The organism is Cohnella baijiui, assembly GCF_020731285.1.
Classification (GTDB): Bacteria; Bacillota; Bacilli; order Paenibacillales; family Paenibacillaceae; genus Cohnella.
The window spans coordinates 55,108-78,807 of record NZ_JAJFOW010000027.1; the positions used below are offsets into that span (position 1 = coordinate 55,108).

18 protein-coding genes, 4 pseudogenes and 1 other annotated feature are annotated in these 23,700 nt (G+C 61.6%); of the genes and pseudogenes, 19 read left to right on the forward strand and 3 right to left on the reverse strand.

What is annotated here, in order from left to right; all coding sequences use genetic code 11:
- Positions 1-22: 22 nt before the first annotated feature.
- Positions 23-277: a binding site (T-box leader), on the forward strand.
- A 70-nt stretch (positions 278-347) separates the two neighbouring features.
- Positions 348-2,783, forward strand: a complete 2,436-nt coding sequence (gene leuS / locus LKX83_RS21500; RefSeq protein WP_227884735.1) for a leucine--tRNA ligase — start codon at positions 348-350, stop codon at positions 2,781-2,783.
- 61 nt (positions 2,784-2,844) lie between these two features.
- Here the strand turns inward: leuS and comER are convergent, their stop codons facing one another.
- Entirely contained in the window at positions 2,845-3,681 is an 837-nt protein-coding gene (comER, locus tag LKX83_RS21505; protein ID WP_227884736.1) for a late competence protein ComER, read from the reverse strand.
- Between the two features lie 115 nt (positions 3,682-3,796).
- Here comER and LKX83_RS21510 point away from each other — a divergent pair, with 115 nt between their 5' ends.
- The 6 genes from LKX83_RS21510 (at position 3,797) to holA (ending at position 11,003) form a co-directional block, all read left to right on the forward strand.
- Positions 3,797-4,435: a ComEA family DNA-binding protein gene (locus LKX83_RS21510; protein WP_227884738.1), complete on the forward strand. Its 639-nt coding sequence runs from the start codon at positions 3,797-3,799 to the stop codon at positions 4,433-4,435.
- Between the two features lie 70 nt (positions 4,436-4,505).
- Positions 4,506-5,024 (forward strand): deoxycytidylate deaminase, encoded by a 519-nt coding sequence (locus LKX83_RS21515; RefSeq protein WP_227884740.1) that lies wholly within the window; start codon positions 4,506-4,508, stop codon positions 5,022-5,024.
- 178 nt (positions 5,025-5,202) lie between these two features.
- Positions 5,203-7,980 (forward strand): ComEC/Rec2 family competence protein, encoded by a 2,778-nt coding sequence (locus tag LKX83_RS21520; RefSeq protein WP_227884742.1) that lies wholly within the window; start codon positions 5,203-5,205, stop codon positions 7,978-7,980.
- Between the two features lie 165 nt (positions 7,981-8,145).
- The gene (locus tag LKX83_RS21525; RefSeq protein WP_227884744.1) at positions 8,146-8,694 is read left to right on the forward strand and encodes an RNA polymerase sigma factor; all 549 of its coding nucleotides are present in this window, start codon (positions 8,146-8,148) and stop codon (positions 8,692-8,694) included.
- Positions 8,691-9,776 (forward strand): anti-sigma factor family protein, encoded by a 1,086-nt coding sequence (locus LKX83_RS21530; RefSeq protein WP_227884746.1) that lies wholly within the window; start codon positions 8,691-8,693, stop codon positions 9,774-9,776. Before LKX83_RS21525 ends, LKX83_RS21530 begins: the two co-directional genes overlap by 4 nt.
- A 195-nt stretch (positions 9,777-9,971) precedes the next feature.
- Entirely contained in the window at positions 9,972-11,003 is a 1,032-nt protein-coding gene (gene holA, locus LKX83_RS21535) for a DNA polymerase III subunit delta (protein ID WP_227884748.1), read from the forward strand.
- Between the two features lie 109 nt (positions 11,004-11,112).
- Here holA and rpsT read toward each other — a convergent pair whose 3' ends face one another.
- The gene (gene rpsT / locus LKX83_RS21540; protein WP_185671799.1) at positions 11,113-11,385 is read right to left on the reverse strand and encodes a 30S ribosomal protein S20; all 273 of its coding nucleotides are present in this window, start codon (positions 11,383-11,385) and stop codon (positions 11,113-11,115) included.
- A 204-nt stretch (positions 11,386-11,589) separates the two neighbouring features.
- Here rpsT and gpr point away from each other — a divergent pair, with 204 nt between their 5' ends.
- The 6 genes and pseudogenes from gpr to LKX83_RS21565 form a co-directional block, all read left to right on the forward strand.
- Positions 11,590-12,576, forward strand: a complete 987-nt coding sequence (gene gpr / locus LKX83_RS21545) for a GPR endopeptidase (protein WP_227884797.1) — start codon at positions 11,590-11,592, stop codon at positions 12,574-12,576.
- 682 nt (positions 12,577-13,258) lie between these two features.
- A pseudogene (locus tag LKX83_RS21550) lies at positions 13,259-13,624 on the forward strand (carbohydrate ABC transporter permease); the annotation flags it as partial.
- Between the two features lie 64 nt (positions 13,625-13,688).
- Positions 13,689-14,234 carry an ABC transporter permease family protein gene (locus LKX83_RS21555; protein ID WP_227884750.1) on the forward strand — a complete coding sequence of 182 codons (546 nt, stop codon included), beginning with the start codon at positions 13,689-13,691 and terminating at the stop codon, positions 14,232-14,234.
- A 103-nt stretch (positions 14,235-14,337) separates the two neighbouring features.
- Positions 14,338-15,414: a LacI family DNA-binding transcriptional regulator gene (locus tag LKX83_RS21560; RefSeq protein WP_227884751.1), complete on the forward strand. Its 1,077-nt coding sequence runs from the start codon at positions 14,338-14,340 to the stop codon at positions 15,412-15,414.
- 674 nt (positions 15,415-16,088) lie between these two features.
- Positions 16,089-16,175 (forward strand): annotated as a pseudogene (locus LKX83_RS34730) (transposase); the annotation flags it as partial.
- A gap of 212 nt (positions 16,176-16,387) precedes the next feature.
- Positions 16,388-17,101, forward strand: a pseudogene (locus LKX83_RS21565) (glycoside hydrolase family 113); the annotation flags it as partial.
- 219 nt (positions 17,102-17,320) lie between these two features.
- On the opposite strand, the pseudogene LKX83_RS21570 reads toward LKX83_RS21565, so the two are convergent.
- Positions 17,321-17,992: pseudogene (locus tag LKX83_RS21570) on the reverse strand (aminotransferase-like domain-containing protein); the annotation flags it as partial.
- Positions 17,993-18,012: 20 nt separating this feature from the next.
- On the opposite strand from LKX83_RS21570, the gene LKX83_RS21575 reads away from it, so the two are divergent.
- The 6 genes from LKX83_RS21575 (at position 18,013) to LKX83_RS21600 (ending at position 23,691) form a co-directional block, all read left to right on the forward strand.
- Positions 18,013-18,228, forward strand: a complete 216-nt coding sequence (locus LKX83_RS21575) for a hypothetical protein (RefSeq protein ID WP_370639109.1) — start codon at positions 18,013-18,015, stop codon at positions 18,226-18,228.
- Entirely contained in the window at positions 18,225-18,515 is a 291-nt protein-coding gene (locus tag LKX83_RS21580; RefSeq protein WP_227884754.1) for a PaaI family thioesterase, read from the forward strand. Before LKX83_RS21575 ends, LKX83_RS21580 begins: the two co-directional genes overlap by 4 nt.
- Positions 18,516-18,734: 219 nt before the next feature.
- Positions 18,735-19,481 carry a type I methionyl aminopeptidase gene (gene map / locus LKX83_RS21585; protein ID WP_227884756.1) on the forward strand — a complete coding sequence of 249 codons (747 nt, stop codon included), beginning with the start codon at positions 18,735-18,737 and terminating at the stop codon, positions 19,479-19,481.
- A 23-nt stretch (positions 19,482-19,504) separates the two neighbouring features.
- On the forward strand, positions 19,505-19,975 hold the full coding sequence (locus LKX83_RS21590) for a GNAT family N-acetyltransferase (RefSeq protein ID WP_227884758.1): 471 nt from the start codon (positions 19,505-19,507) through the stop codon (positions 19,973-19,975).
- A 289-nt stretch (positions 19,976-20,264) separates the two neighbouring features.
- Positions 20,265-22,070 (forward strand): cache domain-containing sensor histidine kinase, encoded by a 1,806-nt coding sequence (locus LKX83_RS21595; protein WP_227884759.1) that lies wholly within the window; start codon positions 20,265-20,267, stop codon positions 22,068-22,070.
- On the forward strand, positions 22,048-23,691 hold the full coding sequence (locus tag LKX83_RS21600; RefSeq protein ID WP_227884761.1) for a response regulator: 1,644 nt from the start codon (positions 22,048-22,050) through the stop codon (positions 23,689-23,691). Before LKX83_RS21595 ends, LKX83_RS21600 begins: the two co-directional genes overlap by 23 nt.
- Positions 23,692-23,700: the final 9 nt, after the last annotated feature.

The following is a 23,700-nucleotide window of genomic DNA, read 5'->3' on the forward strand; positions in this document are numbered from 1 at the left end:
ATTGGCTATAATCAGGGCAATAAGTCAGGCTGTGAAGAGGAATAGTACGCGTCCCGCGTCATCCAGAGAACCGGCGGCAGGTGCAAGCCGGCTGTCGCGGACGAAGAACTCGCCTCGGAGCTCCGCGCCCAATCCGGCAGACGGCCCGCCACGAGCGGCGTTTCTGCGGCAAGCGCGGCGTTGCCTTCTCGTTACGAAGGACAGAGTGGACGGCATGCCCAAGCAGGGATCCCGTCAACTAGGGTGGTACCACGGGAATAATCCTCTCGTCCCTAGCGTTGTCGCTAGGGCGGGAGGTTTTTTTTGTTTGACATTGACGCATTTTGTTGAGAGGGGCTTCCTAGACCATGACCCAAGAGCACACGAACGGCTACAAGCCGCAAACGATCGAACCCAAGTGGCAGCGCTACTGGGACGAACACAAGACGTTCCGCACGACCGAGGAGCCGGGCAAGCCGAAATTCTACGCGCTCGACATGTTCCCTTATCCGTCGGGCGCAGGGCTGCACGTCGGCCACCCCGAAGGCTACACGGCGACCGATATTGTCAGCCGCTTCAAGCGGATGAGAGGTTTCAACGTTTTGCACCCGATGGGGTGGGACGCCTTCGGCCTCCCGGCCGAGCAGTACGCGCTGCAGACGGGACGGCATCCGCGCGACATCACGGTGGAGAACATCGACAACTTCCGCCGCCAGATCAAATCGCTCGGCTTCTCCTACGACTGGGACCGCGAGTTCAGCACGACCGATCCCGACTACTACAAGTGGACGCAGTGGATTTTCATCCAACTGTATAAGAAGGGGCTCGCTTACGTCGCGGAAGTGCCCGTGAACTGGTGCCCGGCGCTCGGTACGGTGCTGGCCAACGAGGAAGTTATCAACGGCCTGAGCGAGCGCGGCAACCATCCGGTCATCCGCAAGCCGATGCGCCAGTGGATGCTCAAGATTACCGAATACGCCGAGCGCCTGCTGGAAGACCTGGAGGAGCTGGACTGGTCGGAGAGCATCAAGGACATGCAGCGCAACTGGATCGGCAAGTCGACCGGCGCCGAGGTGACGTTCGCGATCGACGGCCATCCGGAAGCCGCCCTGACGGTGTTTACGACCCGTCCGGACACGCTGTTCGGCGCGACGTACTGCGTCCTGGCGCCGGAGCACGAGCTGGTCGGCGCGATCACGACGGCCGATCAGCGGCTCGCCGTCGAGACGTACATCGAGCAGGCGTCCCACAAGAGCGATCTTGAACGCACGGACCTGGCGAAGGACAAGACGGGCGTGTTCACGGGCGCGTACGCGATCAATCCGGCAAACGGCGAAAAGACGCCGATCTGGATCGCGGATTATGTGCTGGGCGGTTACGGCACCGGCGCGATTATGGCCGTACCGGCGCACGACGAGCGCGACTGGGAATTCGCGAAGAAGTTCGGTCTGCCGATCGTCGAGGTCGTGAGCGGCGGCAACGTCGCCGAAGCGGCGTTTGCGGGCGACGGCACGCACGTGAACTCCGGCTTCCTGGACGGACTCTCCACGCCGGATGCGATCGCCCGCATGATCGCCTGGCTCGAGGAGCACGGACACGGCCAAGGCAAAGTCACCTACCGGCTGCGCGACTGGCTGTTCAGCCGCCAGCGCTACTGGGGCGAGCCGATCCCGGTGCTGCACTACGAGGATGGGACGATGGACACGGTGCCCGAATCGGAGCTGCCGCTGCTGCTGCCGGACGTAGAGGCGATCAAGCCGTCGGGCACGGGCGAGTCGCCGCTCGCCAACGTCGAGGACTGGGTGAACGTCGTGGACGCGCAGGGCCGTCGGGCGCGGCGCGAGACCAATACGATGCCGCAATGGGCGGGCAGCTGCTGGTACTACCTGCGGTTCATCGATCCGCACAACGACAAGGAAATCTGCTCGCCGGAGAAGATGAAGGAATGGCTGCCGGTCGACCTGTACATCGGGGGCGCGGAGCACGCGGTGCTGCATCTGCTGTACGCGCGCTTCTGGCACAAGGTGCTGTACGACATCGGCGTCGTAAGCACGAAGGAGCCGTTCCACAAATTGGTCAACCAGGGCATGATCCTCGGCACGAACAACGAAAAGATGTCGAAGTCCCGCGGCAATGTCATCAACCCGGACGATATCGTGGGCGAGTTCGGCGCGGATACGCTGCGGATGTACGAAATGTTCATGGGGCCGCTCGAAGCGACGAAGCCCTGGAACACGAACGGCGTCGAAGGGATCTACCGGTTCCTCTCGCGCGTCTGGCGGCTGTTCGAAGGCGAGAACGGCGGGCTGAATCCGAAGATTCAGGATGTGCCGGGCGACGAGTCGTTCCGCCGCGTTTGGCACCGGACGATCAAGAAGCTTACGGAAGACTATGAGGGCTTGCGCTTCAACACCGCGATCAGCCAGCTGATGATCTTCGTCAACGAAGCCTACAAAGCCGAAACGCTGCCGAAAGCGGCCATGGCCCACTTCGTGCAAATGCTGTCGCCGATCGCGCCGCATATTTCCGAAGAGCTGTGGGAGCGGCTCGGCCACGAGGGCAGCGTATCCTACGTCGCCTGGCCGGCGTACGATCCGGCGCTGACGGTGGACGCCGAAGTCGAGATCGCCGTTCAGGTGAACGGAAAGATCGTCGAACGCACGTCGGTGGCCGCCGATCTGGACGAGGCCGGCTTGCAGGACGCGGCGCTCGCGCTGGAGAAGGTCAAGACGCTGATCGAAGGCAAGACGATCCGCAAGATCATCGCCGTCAAAGGCAAGCTCGTCAACATCGTAGCGAACTAAGCGCAAAAGGGGCGGCCTCGGCGGGAGGCGCCCCTTTTGCGAATGGCCGCCGCCTCCCCCATCATGTAGAGAAGGGCCGACGGGCGAGCGAAGCCTCGACCTTTTCGAGATCTTCGGCGTATTTCTGATGCGTCGTACGCAGCACCCGCTCGAAGGCGCCGGCCGTCGCCTCGCGCAGCTCCGACAGTGCCGCCGCCGTGATGCCGCCCGGCACCGAGACGCGAGCCTGCAGCTCGGCGGGCGAGCAGCCCTGCTCGGCGAGCAGCCGGGCGGTACCGAGCAGCATTTCGACGGCGAGCCGGTGGGCGAGCTCGCGGTCCATGCCGGCCCGATCGACGGCCGCATCGACGAACTGCTCGAGCAGGCTGGCCATAAAGGCCGGACCGCAGCTCGACAAGTCGGAGGCGACCCGCACCTCGTCCTCGGGAATTTCGATCGGCCGGCTGATCGTCGCGAACAGCGCAGTCACCATCGACCGGTCGTCGGGCGTAAGGCGCGTCCCGTACATGAACATAGAAGCTCCCGCACCGATCGCGTTGACGATGCTGGGGATCACCTTGACGACTTTGCTCGGCACGGCGTCCTCGAGCTGGCGGATCATGACGGGGCTTGTGATGGAGACGACGATCTGCTCCGCCGTCAGCGCGGGCCCGATCTCGTCCAATACCGTCCGATAATCCATCGGCTTGACGCACAGGAAGACCAGATCGGCATCCCGTACGGCATCCGCGTTGCACGAGACGACCCGCAAGCCGGGGAATTGGCTGGCGAGCCGCTCCGCTTTGGAGGAGGTACGGGTGCTCACCGTCACGTCGGACGGCCGAAAAGCACGGGCCTGCACGAAGGCGCTCGCCAGCAAGCCGCCCATGCTTCCCGCACCGATGAAGCCGACCTTCATCTTCGCTCCCCCTCCTTCGTCGTTGGCTTCATCCCATTGTATGTCGACGGGTTTGACCGACATGCCAGATTCGCGAAAATTGGACGGATATCTAGCGAAAAGGGAGGAAACGAAGATGCGCGGAACGTTCGCAAGGAGAGGGATGGCGGCGCTTGCCGGCGCCGCGGGCGCGGCAGCGCTGGCCTGCGGCTTGCTGCTGCCGGACGGGAGCGGCAGGGAGGTGCCGGGCTGGCAGCCGGTTAACCCGGCGGTCTCGCAGACGCTGACGGAGCTGGGCGCGGGGGCATCCCCTGCCGGAGGCGCGGCGGCGGGGCCGGTAGCTGCGCAGGTCGCGCCTGCGGGCAGCCAGCCGGCGGGGGTCTCCGCGCCGGGCGGGCCGTCTGCGGCCCCGGCATCCGTAAGCGACGGCGCGACTGCGCAGACAGCGGCGGGAGCGACGGATGGCGGCGCGTCCGCCGTGCCGAATGCGAGCTCGGTCGCCACCGCCGGAGAGGCGCCGCCTGCGGCCGTAGGCGCCGCGCCGCCCGCGCCGGCAGCCGAGCCGGGACGGAGCGCGAGCGGGCTTTTGAACATCAATACGGCCACGGTCGACCAGCTCGACGGGCTGCCGGGCATCGGACCGTCCAAGGCGCGGGCGATCGTCGCCTACCGCGAAGCGCACGGATCGTTCCGCTCCGCGGACGACCTGCGGCAAGTGAAAGGGATCGGCCCGAAGCTGATGGCCGGCCTGAGGGACCTGGTCGCGACGGAGTAAGGGGATTTCCGCCGGCGGCAGATCGGTCGCGAATACCGCAACGGATGGAACAACGAAGGAGGCAAGACAAATGACGCAGCCGCTGCGCAAAGATTGGGACACCTATTTTATGGACATCGCCTTTATGGCCTCGACGCGCTCCCGGTGTCCGCGCCGCCATGTCGGCGCCGTGCTCGTGCAGGGCAAGAAGCTGCTCGGCACGGCCTACAACGGAGCGCCCATGGGCGTGCCGGACTGCTCCGAGGCAGGCTGCATGATCGTGGAAGAATACGAACCGGCGCCTGCCGGCAGCGCCGAGCCGATGGTGAAGAAGGAGCGCTGCATCCGCACGATCCACGCCGAGCAGAACCTGCTGCTCTTCACCGACCGGATTGACCGCGAAGGCTCGACCGTCTACGTGACGGACCAGCCCTGCTGGACCTGCGCCAACATGCTGGCGAACAGCGGCATCCGGGAGATCGTCTACCATCGCGTCTACCAGAAGGACTACGCCAAAGTCGCCGCCCTCATGGCGCAGAAAAACCTCGTCTTCCGGACGATCGGCGATTACGTTCCGCCGCCCGACACGGGCGTGCAGGACGCGCACTGATCGCCGCGCCGGTTCGGATCGAGGATGTGCCAGAGGACGGGAGCGGCGTGTTGCAAAGACAGGCCAGGCCTAGGTAGGTTAAAGAATAGTAGACCAAGAACGAGGAAGAACCTCTTCGCACGGCGGCGAAGAGGTTTTTTTGCCGTTCCCGGGGCGGAGGGAATCGGGAGGGAACGGGATGCGGCGCAGACCGCTTGTTGGATTTGCCGCCTGCTGGGTCGCCGGCAGCGGCGTGCAGTCGCTTTGGCACGGCCCGGCCGCGCTGCTGATCTATGCCGGGCTGGCGGTCGGAATGGCCGCGTTGGCGCTTGCGGGTCGCTGGCCGTGGCGGCTGTGTCTCGCCTGTGCGCTGGCTTTGATGCTTGCTGCCGGCCATCGGGCCTGGGTCGACGCGGGCAATCAATCGCAGATGCAGGAGGCGCTGGGGGGCGATCCCGACGGGCGAGCCGTCACGATGACCGGCACGATTGCGTCGGCCGTCGACATCGACGGCGACATCGTCCAGTTTCGGCTCTCGATCGTCGGGATCGATGCCGGAGAGCCGGGGGAGGGCGCCGCTCGCGAGGTTCGCGAGACAGTGCTCGTTCGCGTGCGATTGGCCGCGGAGGAGGAGCTTGGGCCTGCGTCCGCCTGGCGCCGGGGAGACACCGTCGGCGTGCGGGGGGAGATCAAGGTGCCGGCCGAGGGCGGCAACTTCGGCGGGTTTGACTACCGCGCCTACCTCCGGCGGCAGCAGGTCCACTGGACGGTGTCCGCGAAAGGCGCGGAAGCCGTTTCGCCCAAGGACGGCAGCGTCGACCTGCGATACCGCGTCCTCCGCGCTGTGGACGAAGCCCGGCTTCGCATCGGCGGCCTGATGGACCGTCTGTACGGCAGTACGGACACCGGTTATATGAAAGGTCTCGTCGCGGGCATCCGGGACGATGTCGACCCGGGGCAATACGACGACTTTTCGCGGCTCGGCCTGACGCACGTGCTGGCGATTTCCGGCCTCCATGTCGGCGTCGTCGTCTTTTTGCTGCTGCGCGTCGGCGCCTGGCTGCGGCTGACGCGCGAGCGTTCGCTGGAAGTCGCCATCGCGGCGATGCCGGTCTACATGCTGCTGACCGGCGCTTCTCCTTCGGCTGTGCGCGCTTGTTTGATGTCCATGATCGCCTTGTACCTCGCCCGCCGTCGCCGGCTGAAGGACGGGCTTCACCTGCTGGCTGCCGCCGCCTGGATCATGACCGTTTGGAACCCGCTCGTCGTCGAGGACGTCAGCTTCCAGCTCTCGTTTCTCGTCACCGCCGGTCTGCTGCTCTATGTTCCCCTGCTGGCACGTCTGCTCCGCTTTGTTCCCGCTTCGCTCCGCAGCGGACTCGCCGTCGCGTTGACGGCCCAGGTCGCGTCGTTTCCGCTCACCGCCTACTACTTTCATCAGCTTCATCTTCTGTCGCTGCTCGCCAATCTTCTTCTCGTGCCATTCATCAGCTTCCTCGTCCTGCCGCTCGGCATGGCTTCCGTCGCGCTCGGCGCCTGCTGGCTGCCGCTCGGCATCGCGCCCGCCCGCTTGGCCGAGCTGTGCAACCGGGCAACCTTCGCCGTCACCGAGGCAATGAGCGGCGTGCGATCCCTCTCGACCGTCTGGCCGCAGCCGTCGCTCGCCTGGGTCTTCGTCGCTTACGGGCTCATCGCTTGCACCGGCGCGCTGCTGAGGCATCGGCTCGACCGCCGGGAGGAGCGGTCGCGGCTCGAGGCGGAGCTTCAGGGCGCAAGGGCGCTCGCCGATCTCGATCCCGCGCGCCGGGCGCAGGAAGTGCCGGCCTATGCGGCAGGCGGAAAGGCCGGGTCTGATACCGGGCCGTTGCCCGCGTCCTCCATCACGGCCCGGGCGGGGACGCAATCCCTGGGGGTTTACCCTCCCGCGTCTCCGGCGACGGGCATCTCGCCAACGGATCTATGGGCCTCCGGCAGTCGATCCGACCGCGTCCGACAGGCCGCGCTCGCGCTGCTGACCGTCTTCGCCTGGATCGGGTGGCTCGTCTGGGGCGCACAGCCGGCGGCGTTCGACCGCTCCGCGCGGGTCATGTTCCTCGACGTCGGACAAGGGGACAGCATTTTGGTCCGTACGGGTGAGGGCAAGCACCTGCTCGTCGATGCCGGCGGAACGGTGGCCTTCGGACAGCGAAACGAAGCGTGGCGCCGGCGCCGCGATCCGTACGAGGTGGGCCGCAAGACGCTCGTTCCGCTGCTCAAGCAGCGCGGCGTCCGCAAGCTGGACCTGCTCGTCCTCACCCATCTCGATGCCGATCATATCGGAGGCGCGGAGGCGCTCATCCGCGAAATCGAAATCGGCCGCATCCTCTTTAATGGCACGATGAAACCGACCCCAGACGTTCTACGTCTATTTCAATTGGCGATTCAAAAAGGCATTCCGCTCTATGCCGCCGAGCATGGCATGCGCTGGCGGACCGGTCCGTCCGCGGAACTGAAGGTGCTGTATCCGGAAGACGTCGGGGGAAAGGCCGCTTCCGGCGGAACGCTGCCGGCCGTCGCGGAACAAAACGACCGGAGCGTCGTTCTGCTTCTCTCCCTGTACGGCAGGACGTTTGTCCTGCCGGGGGATCTCGAAGCGGCCGGCGAGGCGGAGGTGCTGGTGCGGCTCCGCGAGGAAGCCGCGACCGCCGGCCCCGGCGGCTCCGCGGCGCTTCCCGCGCCCATCGACGTGCTCAAAGCCGGGCATCACGGCAGCAAGACGTCCACTACGGACGCCTGGCTCGCCTGGTGGCGACCGGCCGAGGTCGTGGTGTCCGTCGGCGCGAACAATCTTTACGGGCACCCGAATCCGGGCGTCGTCGCGCGGATCAAGGCATTGCCTGCCCGGCTGTCCCGTACCGATGCGAACGGCGAGATTCAGTATCGGATCGCCCCGGACGGCCGACTGTCCCGGCGGGAGAAGCGTCCGTGGGACAAATGAACGGTTTTTTGTTAGACTGGGACTAGCGCGTTTGAACGCATGGCCCGGGACGTCCGTCCTCGCGACGGGACGGTGCCGGCGATTCACATAAAGATTCGCCAAAGTTTTTGCAACCTTTTGCCGCACAGTTGCGTCAATGGGGATGCGTGAGAAGGAGGATCTCCCGTGGTGGAGCCGGAATTGATCAAAGCTGCGCAGGCCGGCGATCGAGACGCCTTGGTAACGCTGCTCCGCGAGATCGAGCATCAAGTATACAGAACGGCTTATTATTTGTTGAATCACGAACAGGACGCCATGGACGCGGCGCAGGAAGCGCTTATACGCGTATACACCAAGATCAATTCGTATGAGGAGAAGGCGCAATTCCGCACGTGGGTTCAGCGTATCGTAACGAACATCTGCATCGACAAATTCCGCCGCAAGCGGCCGTCGGTTTCGATCGAGGAGCACGAGCTCGTATTCGAAGCCGGCGCCGACGTCGAAGCGGAGGTCATGTCCGCCTACGCGGCCGAGGACATCCGCGAAGCGATCGGCAAGCTCCCCGAGCACCATCGCACCGTCGTCGTGCTTCGTTATTTGCAGGACTTTTCGTACAACGAAATCGCCGACTCGCTGAATTTGCCGCTCAATACGGTCAAGTCCTATTTGTATCGCGCCCGGCAGCAACTGCAAACGCTACTTCACGACTATCAGAAAGGTGGTGTCCGGGGATGAATTGCCAAGAGGTGATGGAACTCATGCAGCGTTCGGTTGACGGGGATTTGGACGAACGCGAGACGGCGCGCATGATGGCCCACGTCCAGACGTGCCCGGAGTGCGCTGCCATGCTGGAGCGCTTGACCCGTCTGTCGCACGAGCTGGCGCAGCTGCCGCGCGTCCTGCCGCGCTACAGCCTCGTCGACGCCATTCTGCCGCAGCTGGAGCAGCTGACGCCCGAGCCGGCGCCCGCTCCGGCCGAGCCGAGTCCGGCCGTGCAGGCAGACGAGCCCGAAGCCCGTCCCGGGCGGTCCTTTCGGCCGACCCGCGCTCCGCTTTACCGGCGATTGGCCGGCGTGGTGGCGCTCGGCGTCATCGCGGGGTTGATCGTCGCCAACCAGCCGTTTTCCTGGCTGTCGTCGACGGCGAAGGACAACAGCGCCGCGCCGGAGATGACGAGCTATAGCATGAGTGCGGATACCGCCTCCGGCGACGGCAAACAGGATGAGGCGGCGGAAGCCGGCGCGGCGGAATCTCCTTCGCCGGATAGCCAGGTTCCGACGCGGGAAAATCGCGACATCGCGAAAAGCGTCCGCCCCGATGCGACGAACAAATCGTCCGTTCTCGAGCAACAGACCCGGTCTTCGGGCGAGACCTCCAACCAAGGGAAGTCCGCATCCAATCCCGGCGCGCCGGCGGCCAACGGAGCGGCCGAGCCGCCCAAGACGGAGAAGGGCGCCCCGAAGAGCCAAGACGAGCAAGGATTTGCGCCCGAAGCGACCGCGCCTTCGATCGCGGGCAACGGCCTCGCGGCCCGCGACGGCTTTTCGCTGATGGCGAATCCGCTGTCGGAGTGGGCTTCGCCGGACGGCGAGCTGACCGCCTATACCGAAACCGGCAAAGGGGCGATCTCCGTCGCCAAGACGAAGGACGGCTCGATCGTGTACCGCTCGGATCCGCGTGACGGCTCGATCACCGACGTGGTCTGGACGGAGGACGGCCAGCAATTGCAGTATACTTGGACGGATAGCGAAGGCCATGCGAAACGACTGAAATGGGATGCGGCAACCGGAAAGGAATCCGAGCGCACCGATCCTTAATCACCTTTCGCGCCCTTCGCGCGTATAGTAAGCCGTACAGAGTCGACGCCGCCCTGGAGGCGAAAGTCACGATCGTTCGCGCTCGGCACCATGGGCCTGCACGGCGAACGTTGACATAGATGTCCAAGGACGAAGGGATCGCGCCCGCTAACGGACGCGGTCTCTTTGCTGTATAATGGTCATGAGGTGTTGTGGATGGATGCGAGACAGGCGTTCAAAGAACTGCGGGATGAGCACGTCCGTCCCGTCTACGTATGCTGCGGTCTGGAGACGTACCGCATGAATGAGTTCACGGAGCGTCTCGCGGCATTGCTGGCGGAGCCGGAGCATCGCGAGATGGCCGTCGTCCGCTTCGACACGGCCGAGCATTCGCTCGACACGATTCTGGAGGAGGCGCAGACGCTGCCCTTTCTCGTGCCGAACAAGCTGATTCTCGTCCGGGACAACGTCGTGTTCGGCTCCGGTCGGGACTCCGCCAAAGTGGAGCATCGTACGGACAAGCTGATGGACTATTTCCGCCAGCCGATGGACAGCTCCGTGCTCGTGTTCCTCGTCGCCGCAGAGAAGCTTGACGAGCGCAAAAAGCTGACGAAGCGGGCAAAGGAAGACGGGTTCGTCGTCACGTTCGCGCCGCTTCAGCCGGAGGAGCTGGTGCAGTGGGCTTGCGGCCGAGCGACGAAGCAGGGGCGGACGATGGAGCCTGCGGCGGCCGAGGAGCTGTTGAAGCGGGTCGGGACGGAGATGGGGGCGCTTGCCGCCGAGACGGACAAGCTGTGCCTGCATGCGGGCGACAAAGGGACGGTGACGGCCGCGGCGGTTGCCGAGCTGGTACCGGCCAGCACGGAGCAGAGCGTGTTCAAGCTGACGGAGGAGATCGCGTCGCTGCGGACCGACCGCGCGATCGCGCTTTACTACGACCTGCTCAAGCAGCGGGAGGAGCCGATCAAGCTTATGGCGCTGCTTGTGCGGCAGTTCCGACATATGCTGTTCGTCAAGGAGCTCGGCAAGATGGGCTATTCGCCGCAGCAAATGGCCGGGCAGCTCGGGCTGCATCCGTACGCCGTTAAGATTACGGCGGAGCAGGCGAAAGGCTTCAGCGCCGGCCGGCTCACCGTCCTGCTGAACCGGCTGGCCGAGCTCGACTACGAGATGAAGTCCGGGCGGGTGGACAAGACGCTCGGACTCGAGATGTTCCTGCTGCGCACGGGATCGGAAGGCGGCGCCTAAGCGCCGCCGGAACGACTCCGCGACGGGGGAATCAAAAAAGGTTGACCTCGCAAGCGAACATCGCTCGGGGGTCAACCTTTTTGGCATACGCGCGCGACCGGCTGGCGCCTTACGCTTGCGCGGACAGGGCGTTCAGCTTCTTGGCCAGGCGGGATTTTTTGCGGGCAGCCGCATTTTTGTGGATGAGGCCCTTGGTAACCGCTTTGTCCAATTTCTTTTGAGCCAATTGAAGCGCGTCCTTCGCGACGTTTACGTCCGTTCCGATGACGGCGGCGTCGGCTTGCTTGACGGCCGTACGGAGCGCGGACTTCTGGGAAGCGTTGCGCAGACGGCGTTTTTCGTTCGTCTTGGTCCGCTTGATGGCGGATTTGATGTTCGGCATTGATTTCACCTCCTGCAAAAACTGCAAGTATTTCTCCACACAACTTGTAACATTCTATCATGCAAGGGGGTAAAACGCAAGCGATTGCGGCGCCGGAAGTCGCCCGCGGGGCGCTCCGTTTCCGCCGCGTCCCGAGCGCTGCCCCTTCAGCTTAGCGGCTTGCGAAAGGAGCGCGTGAAATCCTTGTCCGAACTCGATCTGCGCATGTACGACATCCGAACCGACTTGGCGCTTGAGGCCAAGGAGATGGCCGAGGCGTCCGCCGCCGGCGGCAGCTTGCCCGGCGTCTGGTCGGAGACCGACAAGAACGGCGGGATTACCGTCACCCGCATGCACATTCAGAACGAAGAAGGCGCCAAAGCGATCGGCAAAATGACGGGCCACTACGTGACGCTCGACGTGCCGGAGCTGCGCCGAGGCGATACCGATCTGCAGGACCGGGTGGCGACGACGTTCGCCCGCGAGTTCGAGGCGTTTTTGACACGTGTCGGCGTCGGCCGGACGGACAGCGTGTTCGTCGTAGGCCTCGGCAACTGGAACGTGACGCCGGATGCGCTCGGCCCGATCGTCGTCGAAAATATGATGGTGACGCGGCAGTTTTTCGAGCTGATGCCCGATCAGGTCAGCGACGGCTACCGTCCGGTCAGCGCCGTCGCCCCGGGGGTGCTCGGGACGACGGGGATCGAGTCGAGCGACATCGTCCAAGGCATCGTCCAGCAGGCGAAGCCGAAGCTGGTCATTGCCGTGGACGCGCTGGCCGCCCGTTCGCTCGAACGGGTGAACACGACGATCCAGATCGCGGACACCGGCATTCATCCCGGGTCCGGCATCGGCAACAAACGAAAAGGCATCACCCAGGACATTCTTGGCGTCCCGTGCATCGCGATCGGGGTACCGACGGTGCTGTACGCCTCTACGATCGTGAACAACACGATGGAAATGGTGTTCGAACACATGAAAAAGCATACGCCCGATACGAGCCCGCTGTTCGGCGTTTTCGGCTCGATGGCCGAGAACGAGCGGCTGCAGCTCGTCAAGGAAGTGCTCGATCCCGTCGGGCACGACTTGCTCGTCACGCCCAAGGAAATCGACAAGTTTGTCGAAGACATCGCCAACGTCATCGCCAGCGGGCTGAACGCGGCGCTGCACGAGGCGGTCGATACGGACAACGTGGCGGCTTACACGCATTGAAGCGAGCAGCTCCCGGATGAGTTTTCCGGGGGCTGTATTCGTATTTGGCCGTTGAAACCATGCCGTTCGTCCGGTTTCCTTCAACTCCCCGGTGATCTGGTGCGAAGCCGGAGGAAGCCTAAAAACATTCGTTTGTTAGGATAATATTCGTTCTGTACAATAAGAAACAAGACGGACGGTATGCCGAATCCTGCCGCGGGTTCGGCAGCCGTCTTTTCCCTGTCTCCGCCTTCGGCCGGTTCCGGCCGCAGAAGCGCCCGCGCCCGGCGGGAGACGGAACAAAGGAGTCATCGCCGATGCGCAAGCCGAAACGCTTTCCGTTCCGCAGATGGTCCTGGCCGGCCGAGCGAATGGAGGGCAAGCTGTTAATCGTCTTTTTATTTCTCATTCTCCTGCCGATCGGGGCGCTGACCTATCTCGCCGCCCAGCGATACTCCGATTCGATCGAAACCAATACGGTGACGTTTGTCCGATCAGATGATCGGCAAGCTCGAAGATTATATCGAGGACATGAAGAAGATCTCGATCATCCCCTCGTACCTCGACGAGATCAAAAACGGGCTGAAGATGTCCAATCGCTTTTACGAGGAGCAGCCCGGCGCCGGAAGCGGGGTCGAAGGGCAGCCGATCACGGCTCCGTCCGAACGCGAAGCGGACGGAGAGAAGAGCTTCCTCTCCCAGGGGGCTGCTGCAAACGGCGATCGCCCTCTATTTCGCCGTCGTTTTGACAAGCAAGCTGAAGGGCCGCAACGGCTTTCGCGCGCTGCTATTCCTGCCTTACGTCCTCCACAGCGTCGCCATCGTCATCATGTTCAAAAACGTGTATCACGTCGAATACGGCTCGCTGAACCTGTTCCTGAACGCGATCGGCCTCGGCTCCTGGCAGCAGGCATGGCTGGGCAATCCGAACCTGGTCAACTTCTCGCTAGCCTTTATCTCCGTTTGGAAATATTTCGGCCTCAGCATGGTCATTTTCATCGGCGCTTTGCAGTCGATCCCGGCGGATCTGTACGAAGCGGCCAAAATCGACGGCGCCTCGGGCTGGCAATGTTCCGGGAGGGGAAATAAGCGATGGAACGCACAAGCTGTGGACGGCCGTCCACTACCTCTCGTTGCTGCTAGCCGTCTTCGTCGTCTTCTTCCCGATCTACTCGGTCGTTATCGGAGCTTTTAAAACCCAGGTCGAGTACTACCAATCGGGGATGAGGCTCCCGGAAAACTGGTTCAACTTCGAGAACTTCAAGCGCGTCTTCAAGGTCGGCAAGCTGGGCCTCGGGTTCAAGAACATCTCGATCATCCTCGTCGTGTCCGTCGCCGGCAATATCGTGCTGGGGACGATGGTCGCCTACGCCCTCGGCCGCTTCGACTTCAAGCTGCGCAAGCCGATCATGGGCATGTACCTCGTCGCCCAGGTCATGCCGATGATCACGACGCAGGTCGCGACGTTCAGCGTCATCAAGTTTCTCGGCGCCTACAACGAAATTTACGCGCCGATGCTGCTGTACCTGGGCGCGGACGTGCTGCAGATCGTCATCTACGCCGCGCAGATCAACGTCATCTCGGCGGGCATTCTGATCATCTTCATTCCGACCGTTCTGATCTTCCTGTTCCTGCAGCGCTATATTTACGCGGGCGTGACCAACGGCGCGGTCAAATAACCGGTTAGGCCGATGTTTCGCTACCAACGCCGTTGTGTTATGATAACAAAAATGGTTTTTGTTATTTTAGCGCTGCGGCCATGTGTCGCGAAAGGAACGGCCCATGTCCAAAAAAGTAACGATGCAGCAAATCGCCGACCTTGTCGGCGTATCCAAATTCGCAGTTTCCAAGGCGCTCGCCGGCAAATCCGGCGTCAGCGCGGAAACCCGCGAACGCATCATCGGCGCGGCGACGCAGCTCGGCTACTTCGCGCAGAAGCGGCCGAAGGGAAGCGCCGCGCGAACGGCGGAGCAGCAGACCGGACAAGCTGCACGCGATACGATCATCGTGCTCATTCCGAACGTCCGCTACCAGAACCGCCACTCCTTTTATTGGGGACGGATCATCGACGGCATCACGACCGGACTCGAGGAGCATCAGATCGGCATCATGATCGTGACCGAGCATATTACCGACAATTTCTCGAAGCTCATCAATCCCGAAGGGGTGCTCGGGCTCGTCGGCGTCGGACTGATCTCGAACCAGTTGCTGCTGGAGATTCGCAATCTCGGCATCCCGTTCGTCATGGTCGACCATGAAGACCCGCTCATCCCTTCGGACGCGCTCTTCATGAACAACTACGAATGCGTGCGCCGCGTCACCAACTACCTGCTGGGGAACGGCCACCGCCTCCTGCAGTTCGTCGGCAATACGCGCTATTCGCGCAGCTTCTACGACCGTTGGCTCGGCTTCCGCTCGATGCTGGAGGAGCAGCGGATTCCGCTCGCCCAGTCGGAGAAGCTGATGTCGTTCGAGGGCGACAACCGCTCGGAGATCACCGAAGCGCTCGAAGGCATCCTCCACGAGCTGGCGGAACGGGACGAGCTGCCGACGGCGTTCGTGTGCGCCAACGATTCGATCGCCATCTGCGTCATGACGGTGCTGCGGAAAATGGGCATCGACGTCCCGAACGACATTTCCGTCACCGGCTTCGACAACATCGAAGACGCGGCGATGTCGGCGCCGACGCTCAGCACGGTTCACGTCAACAAGGAAGCGCTCGGACAGCGGGCGGTAGAGACGCTGCTGTGGCGGATACGGCACCCGGACGGTCCGAAAGAGCGGATTTTGCTGTCCGGCGATTTCGTCGTGCGCCAATCGACGGCGCCGGCGGCCGATGCCCCCGAATCGTTCGACTAACGAAGATAAAGGCCGATTTCGCTTCCGTTGCGAAGAGGCGCCCAGAGACGTTCCCGACCCCGCTCTTTCCAGAGCGAGCGCGTCGGGAACGTTTTTTTGCGTCAGTGAAGACGGCGGAGCTGGTTTTACTTGACAGATAAGAAAGGATAAGTTCACCTATCCTTCACTGTTCCGTCTCCGATAAAAACATGCCGCCATCTTCGAAGACGGCGAAGCCGTTTTTACTTGCCATTTAGCTGCCTCATAAGGTTGTTACGGGGCCCATGAGTCAGCAGCGCGGGTTTCAATGCGGCTTCATTGACATCAATTGATAATCTTTCCACTCCTGACGGCTGCCTCGGACGCGCGGTAATCTGCGAGGTCGGTTTCGAATGAATCAGTTGGGTCTTGGTGCAAATACGTCGGATTCCGGCCGATGGTTCGCCACAAGTTTTAGCCAATTGGTTCCTTTAGTCAATTAGTTGCATTCGTACATCTATTTAGGGTCATTTCGGGAGGGTGGAGCGGTTTACTTGTAAAAGTACATCTAATTTATCGTAAATCCGTCCTGTACACAGAAAACGGACGATTTAGTTGCACGATTGCAACTAAATGACCGTTAAGGAGGAATATAGCAAAATTAGATGTACATTTGCATCTAAACCATTGGATGCGGGAGAGGTAACACGGAAATCGGATTCCGGCGTTTTCTGCTTTGCGTCTTGCCGAGGGTAAGCTCGGAGGTCGGATGGCTTTCGCTTGCCCATCATTTTGTCGAAGAAGAAAGCAGTGGATCGAAAGCGAGAAACGCGGCTGTGGCTTCCCGTATCTGCCGATGGCTTAACGATGTCGGAAGTTGCCTGCCGCGGAGTGATTGACTTCTGAACGCAGGGTGATACAATTCAAATGAATGTATATTGTTATTAATAACGATATATAAAAAAATAACAAAACTACTATTTGAGTTTACAAAACCTTTGAAGGAGCGGAGAACATGAGCACGAACACGTGGCCGGAAACGGTCAGCGGCATGACCTGGGGCTGGGTCGGCATCAGAGGGACATGGACGGGTCCGGAGGCCGACCGGTCGATGGAAGAAATGGCGAAGCTCGGCGTCAACTGGGTCGCCATCGCGCTGTCCGCGCTGCAGGAGACGCCTCAGTCGACGGAGATCCCGTACCGGGAATCGCCGACGGTGACGGACGACCAATTGCGCGCGGCGATCCGCAAAGCCAAGTCCCTCGAACTGCAAGTCTGCCTCAAGCCGGTCGTCAACGTGAAGATCGGCACCTGGAGGGCGCATATCGGCTTCTTCGACGAGGAAGTACCCGGCGAGCCGAGCTGGCGCGAGTGGTTTGCCTCCTACGGCGATTTCATCAAGCACTATGCCGGGATCGCGCGGGAGGAAGGATGCGAGATGCTCTGCATCGGCTGCGAGATGGTCCAGTCGGACAAGCGCGAAGCGGAATGGCGGAGCCTGATCGCGGAGATTCGCCCGATCTACGACGACGGCTTGCTCACCTACAACTGCGACAAATATCAGGAGGGCCGTGTCCGCTGGTGGGACGCGGTCGACATCATCTCGTCGAGCGGCTACTATCCGATCGACGACTGGGAAGCGCAGCTCGACCGCATCGAGGAAGTCGTAATCCGTTGGAACAAGCCTTTCTTCTTCATGTCGTCTCCGACGCGCAGTCGAAGGTCGGCATGTGGAAGTGCCCATACCACAATAGCCGGGCATGCTTGGAAGCGCTGGATAGACTCGAAGATCTGAAAAACGGAGGCGTAAACGATGAGCGAATGGATGGACAAGCTGAAATCACTGAGCGAGGCTCCTAAAGTGTTTGGATAAAATAGGATAGAAGTGCGTGAGACCATCGACTGCGGTCAAGGTTTCAAAATAGCCTTCGATATAGCAAAAGAAAAGAGCGAGGTTCGCGGTCATTTTTTCACGAGCGCTCGCTCTTTTTGCTACGCTGTTATCCAATTGAACAGGCGTCCCGCTGTCCGACAACAATTTGGCTTTAATCAAGTAGTTCATGATGGAAGGGCGGCACGCAACGATGGCGATGCCGAGAGCGATATATTTGCTGAAGCTGCGAAGATAAATGACCCATCCTGCCGTATCGTAAGCAAAAAGAGGCCGTGGCGGCTCTTCGCCAAAATAAATGTCGCGATAAGGATCGTCCTCTAATAGCAGACATTGATACCGCTCGGCAAGCTCAACGAGCCTTTTCCTTTGTTCGGCGGGTACGATATAGCCTGTTGGACTTTGAAAGGTGGGATTTAGATAAAACAGCCGCGGCTTGTAGGTTTGCATCAGCTTCTCCACCTGCTCCATATCATAACCGTACGGGTGAATCTCGACTGGAACAATAGTTGCGCCTTGTCTTCTGAAAATATCAATCGCCGTGCTGTAGGTAGGACGCTCCAACATAACGGCATCTCTCGGCTTGACCAGTGCTCTGGCAACCAAGTCCATGGCCTCTTGCGATCCGCATGTGATTAACAATTCGTCCGCTGTCAAATGAAACCGATGGCAATCGGTAAAGTAATGGCACAACTCATTGCGCAGCTCCTGGTCCACTGTATATGATCCTGATTACAGGCGTACTTGCCGTGTTCACATGGAACATCGGCAATAAAATTATGAAGCCGGAGAACGGCATGCTATTTATGAACATCGTCCCTGTTACAACACTCACGATCAGCGCCCTCCAGGGCGTTGAAGTCGGAAGGTTGCAGTTGGCAGGGACCCTCATCGTGATCATCGCGCTGGTGATGAATAATTTGATTCAGAGACAGAGGAAAGAAGCGGGTGAATATGCAAAATGACCATTCTCGAGCATTATCGGAAAGTGCTGAACGGAGAATTGGAGCAGTCTCCCGTTGAGCGCCTTATGGGACTGAAGCTACTTAGCGTAGAAGAGGGCGAGGCCACGTATGAAATGCAGGCTTCGGAACAACACGCGAATCCGCAAGGCACATGTAACGGCGGCATCATCGGCTTTTCGCGAGCATCAACCGCCCATCCTGATTGTGTGAGGGAAAAACCAGCACCGGCTGCACCAGCTGCACATGGATGTGCGGCTTTTTTTCTGTCCGGAAGTCCGCTCAGTTGAATGGGACATGATAACGATGGCGGAACTGTTCTGAATTTTCTTTTTTCGCCGTCTGCTTGACTCTCCCCTTAACAGACTAAGATCCGATCCCGGCCCGTCGATTGCCCGCAAGCGAAAAGCCTCCCCGGTTCGTCCGGGAAGGCTTTCGCTTTTTTTTCGTCATACAGAATGTTTCCCGTATGGTAAAATATCGATATTCAAATGTACGGAGGGGTTAGGATGACGGTCGGATCCCGACACGATATCGAAGGCTTGCAGAAAATCGGCAAAATCGTGGCATCGACGATTCGTGAAATGAAGCGTCAAGCCCGCGTCGGCATGACAACCAAGGAACTCGACGAGATCGGAGGCAGGTTGCTCAAAAGACATGGCGCCGTGCCGGCGCCGAAAGCAGTCTACCGATTCCCCGGCAACACCTGCATCAGCGTCAATCAAGAAGTCGCTCACGGCATTCCGGGCAGCCGAGTCCTCCAACCCGGCGATTTGGTCAACATCGACGTCTCGGCGGAGTCGGGGGGCTATTACGCGGACGCGGGACATTCTTTTCCGCTCCCGCCCTACCATCCGTCCTTATTGCGTCTCTGCGATTGCGCGCACGATACGATGATGAAAGTCATTTCTTCCCTGCGGCACGGCGTCCCCTTAAACGAAATCGGAAGGATCATGGAATCCGAGGCCGCCAAGAGCGGTTATCGAGTGATCCGGAATTTGTGCAGCCACGGCGTGGGGAAAGCGCTGCACGAGGCCCCCAAAGAAATTCTTCCCGTTTACGACAAGCACGACAAACGCGTATTGAAAGAGGGCATGGTCATTACCGTAGAGCCCTTTTTATCTACGGGCGCAGACTATGTCGTACAGCATGCGGACGGGTGGACGTTAGGCGTGCCGGACAACAGCTATGTGGCGCAGCATGAGCATACCATCATCATTACGAAGCATCGGCCCATCATCGTAACTGCGGCTTAGATTTTCGGAGAGGAGGCTTCCCCTTGCATTTCAGACACACGCAAGAAACGGATTACTTGCCCGTGATCTCCGTCATCGACCATTGGTGGGGCGGCCGGCATATGGCCGATATGCTGCCCAAGCTATTTTTTCAACATTTTCAAAACACCAGCTTCATCGCGGAACAAGACGGCCAGATCATCGGCTTTTTAATCGGTTTCGTCTCGCAAACCGATCCTGCCGAATCGTATGTCCACTTCATCGGCGTGCATCCGGCGCACCGAAAAAACGGCGTCGCGAATCGTCTATACGAAATGTTCTTTGAAGCGGTTCGAAAGAAAGGCTGCACTGTCGTTCGATGCGTCACCTCGCCGGTCAACAAAACTTCCATTTCCTTTCATACGCAACTGGGATTCCGGATCGCGAACGGGGCCCGCGAGGAGGACGGGGTGCCGGTGCAGGCGGACTACGACGGAATCGGCCAGGATCGCGTATTGTTCATCAAAAATTTGTAAACGTTCGGCGGTTCCCGGAGAGGCCAACGGAAGGGGGGGCGCGGAGGGGCTGACATCGACCGGCTCGGTGTCGGCTTTTTCGTACCGGACAAAAGGGAGCACGTACGCCGAATGCCGGTTGTCGCAACGAACCTTCAATCGCTTGACGCCGTTCTTTTCTTCCATTACGATGTGGGTGCGCCGGGTTCCGTAAACGGTTACAACCGTGAAAAGGAACGGTTGATCTGCAATCGATTGCAGAATTGCTGAAGAACGCAAATCGCATTCGCGGATAGGAGGCGCAAGCGCCATGTTGTATTCCCTGCGCGCCCGGCTGATCCTCATGTTTTCGGTTATGCTGGTCGTTCCGCTCGCCGCCGTCGTCGGCATCGTAACGGGCGTATCGACGGACGTGATCGGGCAGTTGACCCGCGTCTCCACGTCCCAGACGATGGATCAATACGCGACGTATGTGAACACGCTGACCGACCAAGCCGAAGAGGTCGCGGAGCAAGTGCTGGCGAGCGACGTCGCCCAGCAGTGGATCGTCACGCAGGAAGACCGCTATGAACGCGGGCTGATCGGCTTCGAAGGCAATATGGAGCTGCAGCAGTATTTGTCCATGGTCTCGAGCAACACGTCGAAGATCGAATCGGTCGCCGTCTTTCTCGGCGAGCGGTACGGCATCTGGTCTTTTGCCGACGACTTTCTCCGGAGCTCCTGGTACGCCGCCTATCGCGACCGCGGCGTGCGTTGGACGCCATCGCACTTCGACAAGGACCAGCCCTCGGTCTCGATGCGGGAAAACGCGCTGAACAGCTTCATTTCCCCGCTCACCCACCTGGACACGCTGCGGAATGTCGGTCTCATCAAAGTCAATCTGTCTACGGACGAAATCCGCAAGCCGCTCGACCGCCTGCGGCTCGGCGAATCGGGCCGGGTGTATCTGCTCGGCGGCGCAGGCGAGTCGGTGCTCGGACAAGATTTGAAGGGCCATGCCGCCATCGTGCGTTTGGGCCTGCAAACGATCCGTTCGAAACGGGGGGCCGGAACGGACGGCTACGTGCGGGTCCGCGACGACGATCGCTCTTACTTACTGTTTTACCGGGAGCTGAACGCCTCCGGCTGGCTGCTCGCCGGGGTCGTCTCCGAGGACGAGCTGTTCAGCCGGATTACGAAAATCAAACGATACGTGATCTTCTGCAGCGGCGGTCTGCTGCTGCTCGCCGTCCTGGCGGCGTTCCGCCTGTCGTCCGGCGTGGCGCGGCCGCTGTCCAAGCTCGCGGCCTCGATGAAGCTGGCCGAGGTCGGCGACTTCGACGGCGCGGGCAGCCGGCTGCCGCCGGTCAAGTCCCGGCACAGCGAGGTCAGCTACGTCGTGCTCATGTACGCGCGCATGATCAACCGGCTGCGAAGTTATATCCAGCTGGAGGTCGAGCTGAACTTGCGGCGCAGGGACGCGGAATACAAAGCGCTTCTGCTGCAGATCAATCCGCATTTCCTGTACAACGCCCTGGAGACGATCGGCTCGCTCTCCGCGCAGGGACGCAACCGGGACGTGCAGCAGGTGACGGAAGCGCTCGGCCGGATGCTGCGCTATTCGCTGAAGCTGGACAGCGATCTGACGAGTCTGGCGGAAGAGCTGAAATACGTGCGCCACTATACGTCCATTCTGTCGCGGGTTTACGGCGATCGCCTGGACGTGCGCATCGTGGACGACACGGGCGGAGAAAACGCCATGATTCCGAAGTTCATCCTTCAGCCGCTCGTAGAAAACGCCTGCAAATTCAGCCTGGATCACACGTTCCGCGCATTCGTCGAGATCCGCGCCGAGACGTTCGGCGACCGGCTGCTGCTGTCCGTGAGCGACAACGGAGTCGGCATGGAGCTCGGCCAGGCCGATCGGATCGCGGCTTCCTCCCTCGCGCTCGAGGACGTCAATCCGCTCGGCAGCGAGGGCAAGCGGATCGGCTTGCGCAACGTCATCGCCCGCTGCAGGCTGCAGTACGGCGAAGCGTTCGGCATCCGGATCGAATCCGCGCCCGGACTGGGAACGACCGTCATGTTGGAACTGCCCAAAGGAGGAATGGACGATGTACCGCGTTCTGATCGTTGACGATGCCGAGGAGATTCGCCGAGGACTGCGGCTCAAAGCCGATTGGCCGGGCCACGGCTTCGAGGTCGCCGCGGAAGCCGGCGACGGCAGGGAGGCGCTCGCGCTGTTGGCCGACCATCCGATCGATCTGGTCATAACGGACATCCAGATGCCGGTCTTGAACGGTCTTGAGCTGCTGAGAACGTGCCGCGAGCTGCATCCGAAAGTCCGCTTGATCGTGCTGTCCGGATACGACGACTTTGCCTATGTGAAGACCGCGATGCAGTGCGGCGCGATGGACTATCTCCTGAAGCCGGTCGCCGCCGACGAGCTGGCGGACATCCTGCTGCGCGCCAGAAGGGAAATGGACCAGGAGGCGGCGCGGCGGCATTCGGCGAGCCGGGAGCGGATGCGCCAGCAGACGTCGCTCCGCGACCCGTTTCTCCTGCAGCTGGCGTTGGAAGGCGCGCCCCGGCCGGCGGAGACGTTCGAGCGGGCGGCGCGGCTCGGCATCGGACACGTCGTGAAGGCGCGGATGCGCGGCCGCTTCCTGACGATCGAGATGCGCGTCCCGGAAGGCCGGCTCGAGTCGGCCGCGCTGGCCCCGGAGCTGCTCCGCGCCGCATTCCGGCTCATGTGCCGGGAGCTCGCGGACGAGAGCGGCGGAGAACTGCTCGTGTTCTACGATCCGCAGCACCCCTCGATGATGCAAGGCTTTCACAGCCTGCCGGACGATCCCGCCGAATCCACCCGGGACGAGACGGAGCGGTTCGCGGACGAGCTGCGGCGCGCGTTCGCCCGCGTCCTGCAGGTGGAGGCGGCGATCGGCATCGGACGCGCCGTCGGCGGTCCCGCCGAGCTGAAGAGCGGGTATGCCTCCGCTCTGTTGGCGTGGAGCCGGCTCGATCCGCCGCGCCGTCCTGCGCCGCCCGGCCCGGCGGAACCCGAACCGGCGGTCCGGGACCGGCCGGCGGACCGCGAGCTGGAGCAGAAGCTGTGCCTGTCCCTGGAGAAAGCCGACCGCGCCGGCCTGGAAGCGGCGATCGACGCGTGGCTTTCGGCGGACGGCGCCGCCGCTTCGGCCTACTCCTCTTACTTGGCGGCCATGAAGCTGATCGTTCTGTACGACGCCGCCATCCGGCAGTACCGCCTCGAACCCTCGGCTTATCAGGAGCAGCTTTGGGAGGCGGACCAACTGCTGCGCCAATGGGAGGCGGGAGAGCATGTCCGGGAGCGGCTGCTGCGCATCGGCTTCGGCCTGATGGAGGGGATCCGCCAAACGAGGCTGTCCGGGGGAGAAGAGACCGTGCAGGCCGTGTGCCGCTACATCGAGGAGCATTACGGCGAGGAGCTCAGCCTCAGCGGCCTGGCGGAGCGGTTCTACATCAACGCCGCTTATTTGTCGGATCTGTTCCGGCGCCAGACGGGGCGGACCTACAGCCAGTACGTGACCGACGTCCGGATGAAGCACGCGCGGCACCTGATCGGCGAAGGGAAGCTGCGCGTCGCGGACGTTGCCGTCCTGGTCGGGTGGCCGAACGCCTCTTATTTCTGCACGCTGTTCAAGCGGCAATTCGGTTTGAGTCCGGCCGAATACCGCGACAGCCAAAAAAAGCAAAACCCAACCTCCAAAAGCCGTTGATATCCCCGC